The sequence below is a fragment of the Acidovorax facilis genome, from assembly GCF_050626955.1.
GTDB lineage: Bacteria > Pseudomonadota > Gammaproteobacteria > Burkholderiales > Burkholderiaceae_C > Acidovorax > Acidovorax facilis.
Genome location: NZ_CP192460.1, coordinates 4,734,905 through 4,747,957, shown reverse-complemented (window position 1 = coordinate 4,747,957; position 13,053 = coordinate 4,734,905). Strand labels below are relative to the sequence as shown.

At 66.2% G+C, this 13,053-nt stretch carries 10 protein-coding genes; 2 read left to right on the top strand and 8 right to left on the bottom strand.

Features of this window, described 5'->3' with window-relative positions; translation table 11 throughout:
- Positions 1 to 116: 116 nt before the first annotated feature.
- Positions 117 to 1,118 (bottom strand): KpsF/GutQ family sugar-phosphate isomerase, encoded by a 1,002-nt coding sequence (locus ACQ4MJ_RS21770; RefSeq protein WP_431151298.1) that lies wholly within the window; start codon positions 1,116 to 1,118, stop codon positions 117 to 119.
- 125 nt (positions 1,119 to 1,243) lie between these two features.
- Between ACQ4MJ_RS21770 and ACQ4MJ_RS21765 the strand changes: the two genes are divergently transcribed.
- On the top strand, positions 1,244 to 3,229 hold the full coding sequence (locus tag ACQ4MJ_RS21765) for a monovalent cation:proton antiporter family protein (protein WP_055401241.1): 1,986 nt from the start codon (positions 1,244 to 1,246) through the stop codon (positions 3,227 to 3,229).
- A 226-nt stretch (positions 3,230 to 3,455) separates the two neighbouring features.
- On the opposite strand, the gene ACQ4MJ_RS21760 is transcribed toward ACQ4MJ_RS21765, so the two are convergent.
- Positions 3,456 to 6,509 (bottom strand): EAL domain-containing protein, encoded by a 3,054-nt coding sequence (locus ACQ4MJ_RS21760; protein WP_431151299.1) that lies wholly within the window; start codon positions 6,507 to 6,509, stop codon positions 3,456 to 3,458.
- Positions 6,510 to 6,703: 194 nt separating this feature from the next.
- Here ACQ4MJ_RS21760 and ACQ4MJ_RS21755 point away from each other — a divergent pair, with 194 nt between their 5' ends.
- Entirely contained in the window at positions 6,704 to 7,258 is a 555-nt protein-coding gene (locus tag ACQ4MJ_RS21755) for an adenine phosphoribosyltransferase (protein WP_121421703.1), read from the top strand.
- 45 nt (positions 7,259 to 7,303) lie between these two features.
- Here the strand turns inward: ACQ4MJ_RS21755 and ACQ4MJ_RS21750 are convergent, their stop codons facing one another.
- The 6 genes from ACQ4MJ_RS21750 to ACQ4MJ_RS21725 form a co-directional block, all read right to left on the bottom strand.
- Positions 7,304 to 8,221, bottom strand: a complete 918-nt coding sequence (locus ACQ4MJ_RS21750) for a hypothetical protein (RefSeq protein WP_055401235.1) — start codon at positions 8,219 to 8,221, stop codon at positions 7,304 to 7,306.
- Between the two features lie 110 nt (positions 8,222 to 8,331).
- Complete coding sequence (locus ACQ4MJ_RS21745) at positions 8,332 to 8,823, bottom strand: Crp/Fnr family transcriptional regulator (RefSeq protein ID WP_055401233.1); 492 nt, start codon at positions 8,821 to 8,823, stop codon at positions 8,332 to 8,334.
- A gap of 143 nt (positions 8,824 to 8,966) precedes the next feature.
- Positions 8,967 to 10,391, bottom strand: a complete 1,425-nt coding sequence (gene mnmE, locus ACQ4MJ_RS21740; RefSeq protein ID WP_431151300.1) for a tRNA uridine-5-carboxymethylaminomethyl(34) synthesis GTPase MnmE — start codon at positions 10,389 to 10,391, stop codon at positions 8,967 to 8,969.
- 94 nt (positions 10,392 to 10,485) lie between these two features.
- A complete protein-coding gene (gene yidC / locus ACQ4MJ_RS21735; RefSeq protein ID WP_121421705.1) occupies positions 10,486 to 12,195 on the bottom strand; it encodes a membrane protein insertase YidC in 1,710 nt (569 codons plus the stop codon).
- Entirely contained in the window at positions 12,192 to 12,485 is a 294-nt protein-coding gene (gene yidD, locus ACQ4MJ_RS21730) for a membrane protein insertion efficiency factor YidD (protein ID WP_176889075.1), read from the bottom strand. The genes yidC and yidD overlap by 4 nt, the downstream gene beginning before the upstream one ends.
- Positions 12,482 to 12,997, bottom strand: coding sequence for a ribonuclease P protein component (locus ACQ4MJ_RS21725; protein ID WP_055401229.1), 516 nt, complete (start codon positions 12,995 to 12,997; stop codon positions 12,482 to 12,484). Before ACQ4MJ_RS21725 ends, yidD begins: the two co-directional genes overlap by 4 nt.
- Between the last annotated feature and the right edge of the window lie 56 nt (positions 12,998 to 13,053).

The window sequence follows — 13,053 nt, the reverse complement described above, 5'->3', positions numbered from 1 at the left end:
ATCGAACGGGCACAGCCAAGACCAGTGCACCCGTGGAACCGGCTTCGCCGGGCCACCGGGTGCGTCCCCTAAGGGGGAAGGCGCGCAGCGACTCAGGGGGGTCATATGAAGTGAGGTCATATGACTTTGGCTCGCATCAGGTCGCCGATGTGTACCACGCCCGTCAGCAGGCCAGCGGCGTCCACCACCAGCACGCTGGTGATGGCATGCGCCTCCATCATTTCGGCGGCGTCCACCGCAAGGGCATCCGGGGCAATGCGGCGCGGGTGGGGGTGCATGACCTGGCCCGCCGTGGCCGTGCGCAGGTCGGCCCCGGCCTCGATGCGGCGGCGCAGGTCGCCGTCGGTGAAGATCCCCAGCACCTGGCCGGCGGCATCCACGATGGCCGAGGCGCCCAGGCCCTTGGCACTCATTTCGCGCATAAGGTCGCTGAAGGAGGCGTCGGGCGCCACACGCGGCACCTCGCTGCCGGTGCGCATGACATCGCTCACATGGGTGAGCAGCTTGCGCCCCAGCGCACCGCCAGGGTGCGAACGGGCAAAGTCTTCAGGGCGGAAGCCCCGGGCGTCGAGCAGGGCTACGGCCAGCGCGTCACCCATGGCCAGCTGGGCTGTGGTGCTGGCGGTGGGGGCCAGGTTCAGGGGACAGGCCTCACGCTCCACGCTGCAGTCGAGCACCAGGTCGGCATGGCGGGCGAGCGTGGACTGCAGCCCGCCGGTCATCGCGATCAGCGGGGCGCCCAGGCGCTTGAGCACGGGCAGGATGGCCGTCAGTTCACCACTTTCGCCACTGTTGGAGATCGCCAGGACCAGGTCGTCGCCCGTGACCATGCCCAGATCGCCGTGGCTGGCCTCGGCCGGGTGCACAAAAAACGCCGGCGTGCCCGTAGATGCCAGCGTGGCTGCAATCTTGCGGCCCACGTGGCCGCTTTTGCCCATGCCCATCACCACCACACGGCCACGGGCCTGCAGCACCATCAACACAGCCTCGGCAAACACGCCATCGACGCGGGCCGCCAGCCCGGTCAGCGCCGCCGCCTCAATGTCAAAGGTCTCGCGGGCCAGGCGCAGGGCCTGTTCGGCGTCAAAAGGGGGCAGCGTGGCGGGCACAGGGATCATCCGGTGGATTCTATCGACCGGGCATGCCTGCGCGGGTGGCAGATTTTTTGCCCTGGCTCTGGCATGGACCCTGCTTCGGACAGAAAACACCGAGGGCCGCAGGAAGGCTCGGATAGCATCGAACCATGTCCTCACTCGCCCTCACCTTGCTTTACCTGTTGGCCGCAGTGCTGGGTGTTGTGGTCTGCCGCAGCCTCAAGCTGCCACCCATGCTCGGCTACCTGGCTGCGGGGGTGCTCATTGGCCCCCATGCGCTGGCGCTGACGCAGAACTCGGAAGGGGTGCGGCACCTGGGCGAGTTTGGCGTGGTGTTCTTGATGTTCGCCATCGGGCTGGAGTTCAGCCTGCCCAAGCTGCGCGCCATGCGGCGCCAGGTGTTCGGCCTGGGGCTGATGCAGGTGGTGCTGACGATGGTGGTGGTCACCGGCGCGGCACTGGTGCTCTCCCGCTGGGTGGGCGGCGTGTGGGATATGGGCTGGCAGACGGCGCTGGCGCTCTCGGGCGTGATGGCGATGAGCAGCACGGCCATTGTGGTCAAGCTCATGGCCGAGCGGGCCGAGCTCGAAAGCGAACATGGCCGCCGCGTGATGGGCATTCTGCTGTTCCAGGATCTGGCCGTGGTGCCGCTGCTGGTGTTGATCCCCGCGCTGAGTTCCTCGTCAGACCAGCTGCTGACCGCGCTGGCGTGGGCGCTGGTCAAGGCCACGGTGCTGGTGGGCATTCTGCTCACGGGCGGGCAGCGGTTCATGCGCTGGTGGCTCACGCTGGTGGCGCGGCGCAAGAGCGAGGAGCTGTTCATGCTCAACCTGCTGCTGATCACGCTGGGCCTGGCCTGGCTGACCGAACTGGCGGGGCTGAGCTTGGCGCTGGGCGCCTTCATCGCGGGCGTGCTGGTGTCCGAGACAGAGTACAAGCACCAGGTGGGCACGGACATCCGCCCGTTTCACGACGTGCTGCTGGGGCTGTTTTTCATCACCATCGGCATGATGCTGGACTGGCACATCCTGGTGGACCGCTGGGCGCTGGTGCTGGCCCTGCTGACGGTGCCGCTGGTGGTCAAGCTGGGGATCATCCTGGTGCTGGCCCGCAGCATGGGGGCCACCACGGGCGTCGCCCTGCGCACCGGGCTCTACCTGGCCCAGGCGGGGGAGTTCGGATTTGTGCTGCTGTCGCTCACGCAGGCCAACGGGCTGGTGCAGCCCGCGCTGATGAACCCCATCCTGGCGGCCATGGTGCTGTCCATGCTGGCGACGCCCTTCCTCATCATGTACAGCAACCGCATCGTGATGAAGCTGGTGGCCAGCGACTGGCTGCAGCAGTCGCTGCAGATGACGTCCATCGCGCGCAAATCCATCAACACCAGCAAACACGTGATCATCTGCGGCTACGGCCGCTGCGGACAAAACCTGGCGCGCATGCTGGAGCATGAAGGCATCCCCTACATGGCGCTGGACCTGGACCCGGACCGTGTGCGCCAGGCCGCCGCTGCGGGCGATTCGGTGGTGTATGGCGACGCCACCCGCCTGCAGGCGCTGATGGCCGCTGGCCTGGTGCGTGCCAGCGCGGTGGCGATCACCTACATCGACGTGCCGGCCGCCCTGAAGGTGCTGGCCAACGCGCGCTCGCACGCACCGCAGGTGCCCGTGGTGGTGCGCACGCAGGACGACCTGCACCTGGACAAGCTGCAAGAGGCGGGCGCCACCGAGGTCGTGCCCGAGGCCATCGAAGGCTCGCTCATGCTCGCCAGCCACGCGCTGGCCCTGGTGGGCGTACCCATGCGCCGCGTGCTGCGCCTGGTGCAGGACCAGCGCGATGCGCGCTACAACCTGCTGCGCGGCTACTTCCACGGCGCCGACGACGACACGGCCAACGAGCGCGACCAAGAACGCCTGTCCACCATCAACCTGCCGCCCGGCTCCACGGCCCTGGGCCGCAGCCTGGGCCAGCTGGCCCTGCCCGCCATGGGCGTGCGGGTGGTGAACCTGCGGCGTGGCAACGGCCACATCAGCGCAGCGGAGGACGACGCACAGTTGGCCGAAGGCGACACGCTGGTGCTCTCAGGACACCCGGCGGCGCTGGCGCTGGCGGAGGACAAGTTGTTGCGGGGGTAAAGGCAGGGTACATCCCCCTGAGGCACTGCGTGCCTTCCCCCTTCTCTCTACGCGCTACGCGCTACGCGCTCCGGGAAGGGGGACGATGCCCTCGCTGCGGGGCGGCCCTTGCTTGGCATCTCTCGCCTAGTGCGTGCCAGTGGCTGAGGCTGGCGCCAAAATTTGAATTAAATATGGCTCTAGCGCTTATCTACCAAGCGTCAATAGCTATCCATTTAATAGCAAACTACAAAAGCTCGGCGGGCCCGGGCCGCCCGAACAGATAGCCCTGGAACTGCTGGCAACCGTTGCGCAGCAGGAACGCGCGCTGCCCTTCGGTTTCCACCCCTTCGGCCACCACGTCCAGACCCAGGCTGTGGGCCAGGGTGATGATGGTGCAGGCGATGGTGGCGTCGTTGGGGTCGGTGAGCACGTCGCGCACAAAGCTCTGGTCGATCTTGAGCTGGTCCAGTGGCAGGCGCTTGAGGTAGCTCAGGCTCGAATAGCCCGTGCCAAAGTCGTCCAGCGAGAAGCCCACGCCGAGCGTGCGCAGTGCCTGCATCTTGAGGATGCTGTCTTCCACGTCATGCAGCAGCAGGCTTTCGGTCAGTTCGAGCTTGAGGTGCGCCGGGTCCGCCCCGCAATCGCGCAGCACGCTGAGCACTTCGTCGGCAAAGCCGGGTTGGCGAAACTCCTGCGCGCTCACGTTCACGGCCACGGTCCAGTCCGCAGTGTGCGGCGCTGTTGCCCAGAGCGCCAGCTGGCGGCAGGCCATGGTCAGCACCTGGCGCCCTAGCGCCAGGATCAGTCCGGTCTGCTCTGCCAGGGGGATGAAATCGCCGGGAGGCACCATGCCGCGCTGCGGGTGGTTCCAGCGCACCAGCGCCTCGGCCCCCAGCACCTTGCCGGCCTCGTCCACCACCGGCTGGTAGTGCAGCAGGAACTCGTTGCGCAGAATGCCCTGCCGCATGTCGCCTTCCAGCGCCGACCTCGCAGACGCCGCCGCCTGCATGGCAGGGTCAAAGAAACACAGCGTGTTGCGGCCCTGCGCCTTGGCCTGGTACATGGCCAGATCGGCGCGCTGGAGCAGCTCCTGCACGGGCAGCTGCACACCGCGAAAAAGGGCAATGCCGATGCTGGGCGTGCTGTGCACTTCGCTGTTTTGCACCACGTAGGGCTCGTTCAGCGCCGCCAGCACCTTTTGCGCCACGGCCTCGGCTTCGGCGGCCGCAACGTCCACCTCGGCGTGGAGGCCCTGCAGCACCACCACGAACTCGTCGCCACCCAAACGCGCCACCGTGTCGGTGGCGCGGACGCACGCGCCGATGCGCCCGCCCACCTGCACGAGCAGCCGGTCTCCCCACTCGTGGCCCATGGTGTCGTTGATGCCCTTGAAGTTGTCGAGGTCCAGGAACAGCAAAGCCCCGTGGCATCCCTCCCGCGCACACGCGTTGGCCGCGCGGTCCAGCCGGTCCATGAGCAGCCGCCGATTGGGAAGGCCGGTGAGTTCGTCATAGAAGGCCAGGCGCTGGATCTCGGCCTCGGCCAGCTTGCGTTCGGTGATGTCGCGCGCCACGCCCCGGTAGCCCGTGAACTGGCCGGCACCATCAAAGATGGGCTCCCCGCTGATGGAGACCCACACGGGCTTTCCGTCTTCGGTCAGGCGCTGCATTTCAAAGTCGTGGAACACCTCGTGCGCCTCCAGTTGCCTGCGGTGCTCCAGCCATTGGCCCTCGCTCACAAAGGTATTGGGCAGCTCCCAGCGCGTGCGCCCGTAGTGCATCTCGTCGGGTACACCGGCATCGTTGTAGGGGTTGCCGTCCAGGCGCACAAAGCGGAACTGCGCATCCTGCTCCCAGTACCAGTCGGAGGACAGGTGGGTGAGGCTGCGCCAGCGCGATTCGCTCAGGCGCAAGGCCTCCAGGGTGCTCAGGTAGTCGGTCACGTCCGTGAAAGTGCGCACGCGCCCCCCTGGCTCCAGGGCCCGGGTGCGCACTTCGATGTAGCGGCCGTTGTGGGTGCGCCGCACATAGGTGTCCGGCATGGTGAGCTTGCCACCGTGGGCCGCATATTCCGACGCCACATAGTTGCGCGCTGTGGGTTCTATCAGCTCAAATCCGGTGCCGAAATCGCCCCGTTCGGTCTGAAACCGCACCACGTCCTCGACTTTGGGCTGGGCGGCCAGCAGGGATTCGGGCAGGTCGAGCAGCTCCAGATAGCGCCGGTTGTAGACGCGGATACGTCCCTCCGCATCCACGTTGGTAATGCCTTGCGACACGCTGGCCAGCGTGCCTTCGAGGGCGCGCGTCTTCTCCGCCAGCAACGCGCTGGTGCGCGCGAGTTCCACCTCAACCGCGCTGCGCGCCAGCTCGGCTCGGCGGGCCATTTCCAGCTGGCCCACGGTGTTGAGCAAGGGCTGGAGAAACTGCACGTCTGCCGCCGAATACCCCTCGGGCCGATTGGCCAGGCCCACCATGGCCACCAGTTCGCCCGCCGCATGGATGGGCAGCCCCAGGTAGGTGTGCAGCGGGGGATGGCCCGGGGGCGTGCCCGCGCTGCGCGTGTCGTGGCCTGCATCGTTGGTGAGCACCGGCTCGCCCGACACCAGCGCCGCGCCCACCAGGGACTGCAGGTTGTCGAACACCATGCCTTCTTCTGCGTGCTGGGCATAGAGGGCATGGGAGGCCTCGTCCCAACTGATGTCCGTCATCGCATGCACCCGCAGGAAGGGATGCCCGTCGGCGGCACGTTGTACCTGGCCCACCAGGCCAAAGGCACTTTGCGTGAGCGACATCAGCTCCTTGAGCAGGGCCTCGAACGCGGCGCGCGGGCCCGAACTGGCGATGAACATGGCCTGCGCGAGCGATATCGCCTGCAGCAACCGGTGCTGGCGCGTCAGCATGGCCTCTGCCACCAGCCGGGCACGGGCGCTGGAACTGCGCTCCAGCACCGCATCGATCTGCGCGGGCAGGGTCAGCAGGTAGTCCAGCGCAGGGTCCTGCACAGCATAGTCATCAAAGCCGTGGCGCAGGGCCTGGGCCGCATGGGTCTCGGCGCCCTTGCGCACGATGATCATGGCCGGGACGCCATCGAGCAGCCGCAGCAGGTCAAAGGCCGAGCCATCGACGCTGCGCTGCGCCGCCAGCACAATGTCCGGCCTGCTGTGCTCCAGGTGGTCCCGGGCCTGCGCCAGCGACTGAGCCACATCCACCCGCCAGCCGGACCAGGGGTCTGCGAGCGCATCCACCACCGCCTGCGCGTGGTGGTGATCGCTTTCGATCAGCAGGATGGAGATGGGCATGGCCGATCGGCGTTGTGGAGTGGTCCAACGGGGGGCGTTACCAAGGGTGTAACAGCACGGAAACATTATGGGGGCTTGCAGCGCTCCGGGCACACCCCCAGGGCACCCACCCCCGGCTGGATACACTTTGCCCCACAACGGCCTTTGGCCTGCGCACGTTTGCGCGTGCAGCCTTTCTTTACCCCCTCGACCCCATGCAGCCACTCAGCGTCAACGAATACCTCCGCCAGCACATCCGCACCGTACCCGACTGGCCCGCGCCCGGTGTGCAGTTCCGGGACATCACCCCGCTGCTGCAGGACCCCAAGGTGTTCCGCGTGCTGATCGACGCCTTTGTGCACCGCTACATGGACAAGGCGCTGCGCCCGGATGTGGTGGCCGGGCTGGATGCACGCGGCTTCATCCTGGGTGCCGTGGTGGCCTATGAACTCAACGTGGGTTTTGTGCCTATCCGCAAGAAGGGCAAGCTGCCCTTCACCACGGTGGAGGAAACCTATGAACTTGAATACGGCAGCGCCACGGTGGAGCTGCACACCGACGCCGTAAAGGCAGGCGACCGCGTGCTGCTGATCGATGACCTCATTGCTACGGGCGGCACGATGATGGCGGGCCGCAAGCTGCTGGAGAAATTGGGCGCGACGGTGACCGAGGGCGCCGCCATCGTGGACCTGCCCGAGCTGGGAGGCTCCAAACGGCTGCGCGAATCCGGCCTGCCGCTGTACACGCTGGTGGACTTCGAGGGCCACTGATCACGGCCGCCCAGAGTCCGACGAGCTGCGGCCCGCAGGGTCAGGTCAGTTCAGCTCGCCGTACTGGGTGCTGCTCAGGTCCGGCGCGGGGCCATCGGACCCGGGCATTTCGGTGTCTTCAAACCCCGTGGGCTGCGAAGGCGGCAGCAAAGGCCCCGAACGCACAGGCACACCGGGCTTTGCCGCTGCCAGCGGCACTGCGGCGGTGGTGCCTGCCGCCGAGGCCAGGGCGCGCTTGAACGCCGCCACTTCGTCCGCCTCGATGGGTTCGTACCGTGGTGCTGGGCGTGGTGCGGCGGCGGGCGCAGTGGGCGCCGCAGCAGGCGCAACCGCCGGAGCAGCCAGGGGAGGGCGCAGTGGCGCGGGGGCCGTGGCGGCGGCTGTCGGCACGGGCGCCACCGGGCGGGCCGGGGTGGCCACCACCGGAGCGGGTGCCGTAGCCACCGGAACCGGCCGCCGGGCCAGCGGTGGTGCTGCCTGCAGGGAAGCCCCCTGGGGCGCAACCCCCTTCTGGGGGATACCCACTGCCACGTGGTCATTGATGCGCCAGTACACGGCGGTTACCAGGATGTCGTAGCGGGTTTTGGCCGTCTGGGCAATCAGCGCCTCGATTTCGGACAGGCGCACAGTTTCTCCACCGTATTCACGCGCCAGGTCCATCATGACCAGAAACTGGCGCCCACGCTGGTCCAGCGACAGCACCTTGAACTTGTAGCTGGCCGACAGCACACCGGCCCGCACCATCGCGTCGCGGACCACCGTGTAGAGCAGCTCGCGGCGCTCCATGCGTTCGTTCTTGCGGTTGGCGGCGTGCTCGGGAGGCAGGGGCTCCACCAGCGGTTTGCCCTGGCGGCCTGGCGAGAGCGGTACCGTGGCATCGGCATTCAACAGGCCCGACGGTTCGGCCATGGGCCGGGGCTTGGGGGGAGCAGGTTTGCGGCTAAACCAACTGAACAGAGACATGGCTTGCTTTCTACGGGACGGCGCCAGAAAAATCCAAATTGAGTGTAACTTGCTGTACACCCATTCTTGCCCCGCAAAAGCCCGCAGGCCACCACCACATCGGTGGTCTGTCAGGTGGCCGCAACGCGGCGGCGGCGATTGCCCAGCCGCTTGGCCAGTACCGCCCCAGCGGCCATCACCAGGCCCAGCGCAATGGCAGGCTGGCGGATGGAAAGTTCGGTGAAGCGGATGGCGGTCAGGCTCCACAGCTTGCAGGGCGCGCTGGCCTGCACGGTGGCGCTACGGGAGCGGTGCGAGAAAAACGCACCTTCGCCCACCACGGAGCCTGCCCCGACGATCGCCAGACGCAAGCGCTCTTTTTCGTCCTGGTAGTGCACGCTCAGGCTGCCGCTTTCCACCAGGTACAAGGTGCGGTCTGTAGCGCCCTGCGTGAACAACACCTGTCCGGCGGGCATGACCACGGGCAGAAGGTAAGACGAGAGGATGTCCCACTGCGCCTGGGTCAGCGGGTTGGTCATGCTGTCGTCGGCACTGGCCTGTGCGATGGCATCGATCAGACCTTGCAGGTCTACCTTGGAAACAACAGGCGTGGGAACATTCATGGTTTGCCGAAAGTACCCTTGTTACAGATTGCGCACAAGCGCTGTTTACGTCCATTTACAACATAAGCGACAGGCGGCGGCCTGTGCGCCCTGGTCGGAGGCCAGTCCGTTCAAACTGCACGAACAGTCGCACTTCTGCGGACCTATTTGCCAATACAAAAACTGGAAAAAATGACGCCCAGCAGGTCATCCGAGCTGAACTCGCCGGTGATGGCGCTGAGGGCATTCTGGGCCAGGCGCAACTCTTCGGCCAGCAGATCCAGCGCCGGGCCCTGGGCCTGCAGCTGGTCGGCCGCCTCTTGCAAGTGAGCCCCCACGGCCTGCAAAGCCTCCACATGCCGGGCGCGGGCAATGTAGAGGCCTTCCGGCGCAGACTGCCAGCCGGCTACTTCCAGAAGCAGGCGCCGCAGACCATCCAGGCCCTCGCCCGTCCGGGCAGACAGGTGCACGCCAGGCCGGGCGTTTTCACCCGCCGCCGCAGCCGCCCCTGGCGCCCGGTCGAGCTTGTTCCAGACGTCAATCACGGGAATGCTCTTGGGCATTTTTTGGGCCATGGCGCTTGCTATATCGGCGTCACCAGCTATGTATTCAGGAGCATCCGCACGCTCCAGGTCATGCAGGAACAGCACCGCGTCGGCCCCGGCAATTTCGTCCCAGGCGCGGGCGATGCCGATGCGCTCCACCTCGTCCTCGCTGTCGCGCAGGCCGGCGGTGTCGATGATGTGCAGGGGCACACCTTCGATCTGGATGGTCTGCTGCACCTTGTCGCGGGTGGTGCCTGCAATGGGGGTGACGATGGCCAGCTCGGCCCCCGCCAGCGCGTTGAGCAACGAGCTTTTACCGGCATTGGGCTGGCCTGCGATCACCACCTTGATGCCCTCGCGCAGCAGCGCGCCCTGGCGCGCCCGCTGCATCACAGAGGCCAATGTTTGCTGCAAATTCGATAGCTGTCCATGCGCATCTGCCTTGCGCAGGAAGTCGATTTCTTCCTCAGGGAAGTCCAGCGTGGCCTCCACCAGCATGCGCAGGTGGATGAGGGCATCACGCAGGCCATGGACCTCGGCCGAAAAAGCCCCGGTCAGCGAGCGGCTGGCGCTGCGGGCAGCCGCCTCGGTGCTGGCGTCGATCAGGTCGGCAATCGCCTCGGCCTGGGCCAGGTCGATCTTGTCGTTCAGGAAGGCTCGTTCGGTGAACTCGCCCGGCTGGGCGACGCGCAAGCCGCGCAGATTGGGCTGGCCGGTAGCAGGGTCGGTGGCGGCACCCGCCTCCAGGCAGCGTGCCAGCAGCAGTTGCAGCACCACCGGGCCACCGTGGGCCTGCAGCTCCAGCACGTCTTCGCCGGTGTAGCTGTGCGGGCCGGGAAAGTACAGCGCCAGCCCCTGGTCGATGGCCTGGCCCTGCGCATCGCGAAAGGGCAGGTAGGTGGCCTCGCGGGGCTTGAGGGTGCGCCCGCAAACCGCCTGCACCAGCGCATCCAACCCGCGCCCTGACACGCGCACGATGCCGACGGCCCCACGCCCCGGGGCGGTGGCGATGGCGACGATGGGGTCTTGGTGGCGGGCAAGCATGGTGGTGACTGTACAGGGTGGATGGGCAAGAAAAAGGCCGCTTGCGCGGCCTTTCGGGAGTCAGTTCATTGATGTCAGCGTTGCCGCTGCGGCATCACTTGAACTTCGGCAAGTTAAATTGCGGTGGCACGCCCATGCGGGTGTTGATGAGCCACTGCTGCGCAATCGACAGGATGTTGTTGGTCAGCCAGTACAGCACCAGGCCGGCCGGGAAGAAGAAGAACATCACGCTGAAGATCAGCGGCATGAACCACATCATCTTGGCCTGCATCGGGTCTGGCGGCGCGGGGTTCAGGGCTGTCTGCAGCAGCGAGCTGGCCGTCATCAGCAAGGGCAGGATGAAGAACGGGTCAGGCGTGGAGAGGTCGTGGATCCAGCCGATCCAGGGCGCGTTGCGCATTTCCACGCTGGACAGCAGCACCCAGTACAGCGCAATGAACACAGGGATCTGGATCATGATAGGGAAGCAGCCGCCCATAGGGTTGACCTTCTCCTCGCGGTAGATGCGCATCATCTCCTGCTGCATCTGCTGCGGCTTGTCCTTCAGGCGCTCGCGCATCTCCATGATCTTGGGGTTGATGGCCTTCATCTTGGCCATGCTGGCGTAGGCCTTGGCGTTGAGCCAGTAGAACGCGATCTTGAGCAACAGCACCAGGGCGACGATGGACCAGCCCCAGTTGTTCAGCAGCTTGTGCAGCTGGTCCAGCAGCCAGTACAGCGGCTTGGACAGGATGGTGAGCCAGCCATAGTCCTTGACCAGCTCCAGGCCGGGGTACAGCTTTTCCATCATCGTTTCGACCTGCGGGCCAGCGAACAGGCGCGCATCGATGGTCTTGGTGGCACCGGGCTCGATGGCGCCCAGCGAGGTCAGCATGCCCACTGAGTACAGGTTGGTGTCCACCTTGCGGGTGAAGGGCTCGCGCTGCACACCGTCGGCCAGCAGCCATGCTGTGGCGAAGTAATGCTGCACCATGGCAACGTAGCCGTTGGGCGAGTCCTTGGGGATGTCGATCTTGCCGTTGTCGATGTCCTTGAACTCGATCTTCTGGTACTTCTTGGCGTCGGTGTAGACGGCCGGGCCGGTGAAGGTGGAGTAGAACGACGACTCTCCGGGAGGCTTGTTGCCATCGCGCACCAATTGCAGGTACAGCTGGGGCGACACCGCCGCGCTGCCCGTATTGACGATGTCGTGCTTGACAGCGATGTCATAGGCGCCACGCTTGATGGTCCAGGTCTTGACCAGCTTCACGCCGCCCTGTGCAGGCGATTCGAAGCGGACGCTGATTTCATCTTCACCGTCCTTGAGTTCACGCGGGCCGGGCACCACGGTCATGGCAGTCTTGTGGGTGGGGAACGTGCCACCGATCAGGCCGGTTTGCGCCACATAAACGCGCTGGGCGCTTTCGTCCAGCAACAGGAAATTGCGGGCCTTGTCGGCCATGTCGGCGTGCTTGAGCAGCTCGGCATGCGTGAGCGAGCCGCCTTCGCTGTCAAACACCAGGCGATACAGGTCGGTCTTGACTTCGATGCGCTCACGGGGGGCAGGTGCTGCCGCAGCAGCCGCTGGCTGGCCCGGCACGGCGGAGGCCCCCGTCGCTGCAGCGGCCACGGGTGCACTCGTGGAAGGCACGCTGGCAGCCCCGGTCGCGCCCGACGCAGCGCCAGCAGCGGCGGGTGCCGTCACGGCGGGCGTGGTGGGGAAAAAGGTGGCCTTGTTGCCGTTGTGCAGCTGCCACTTGTCCCACAGCAGAACCATGGAAAAGCCAAAAATCACCCACAGGATGGTGCGGCGAATGTCGTTCATGAAGACTTCTTTGGTGAGGATGGTTGGGTGTTGGAAGGATGAAGCCGCGAGAAAAGCCGCATGCTGCGCGGCAATTGTTGCGGGACCGGGTCATGGCCCCCGTCACACCAGGGGTGGCAGCGTACCAGCCTGCGCACCGTGAGATAGCTACCCGCCGCAGCGCCATGCTGCTCCAGCGCCTGCAGCGAATAGACCGAGCAGGTCGGTTCAAACCGGCACGACGAACCCAGCCAAGGGCTCAGGAACAGCCGGTAGCCCTTGACGACACCGATCAAGAGGCGCTGCATCAGCATGGCACCACCGGCTCTGCAACACCACCTTGTTGCTGCGCGGGGGAAGCAGCACCGGCCCCACCTGCACGCCGTGCGGCGTAGCCAAACAGCTGCAACAGCTCTGCCCGCACCGCCTGCTTGAGCTGGTCGGACGTAGCGCTCACGAACTGCTTGCGGTCAAACGCCGTGCGCAGACGCACCACATGGGCGGCCTGCGGGAGCCGCGCTTCAAACGTGGCGCCCACGGTGTAGATCTGTCGCTTGATGGTGTTGCGCGTCACCGCGCGGCGCGCCCAGCGCTTGGGCACCATGGCACCCAGCCAGACGCCCTGCACGGCAAACAGGGCCTGCGGCCCTTGCTGTTGTGGCAAGGAGCCGGGCCCTGTGGGTAAAGCAGCACTGGCTTGGCGGTCAGCCGCAGCACCTTCGGCATCCAGCACCAGACGGTGCAGCACAAAATGCGCTGTACGGGAGACAGTGCCCCCCGCCATGGTGGCCTGGAACTGCGGACGGGTTTTCAGCCTGTGCATGCAAGCGCCCCGTTTGGAACCTGGCGGTACAAGCCGGGAACAGGCGGGGAGCAGGC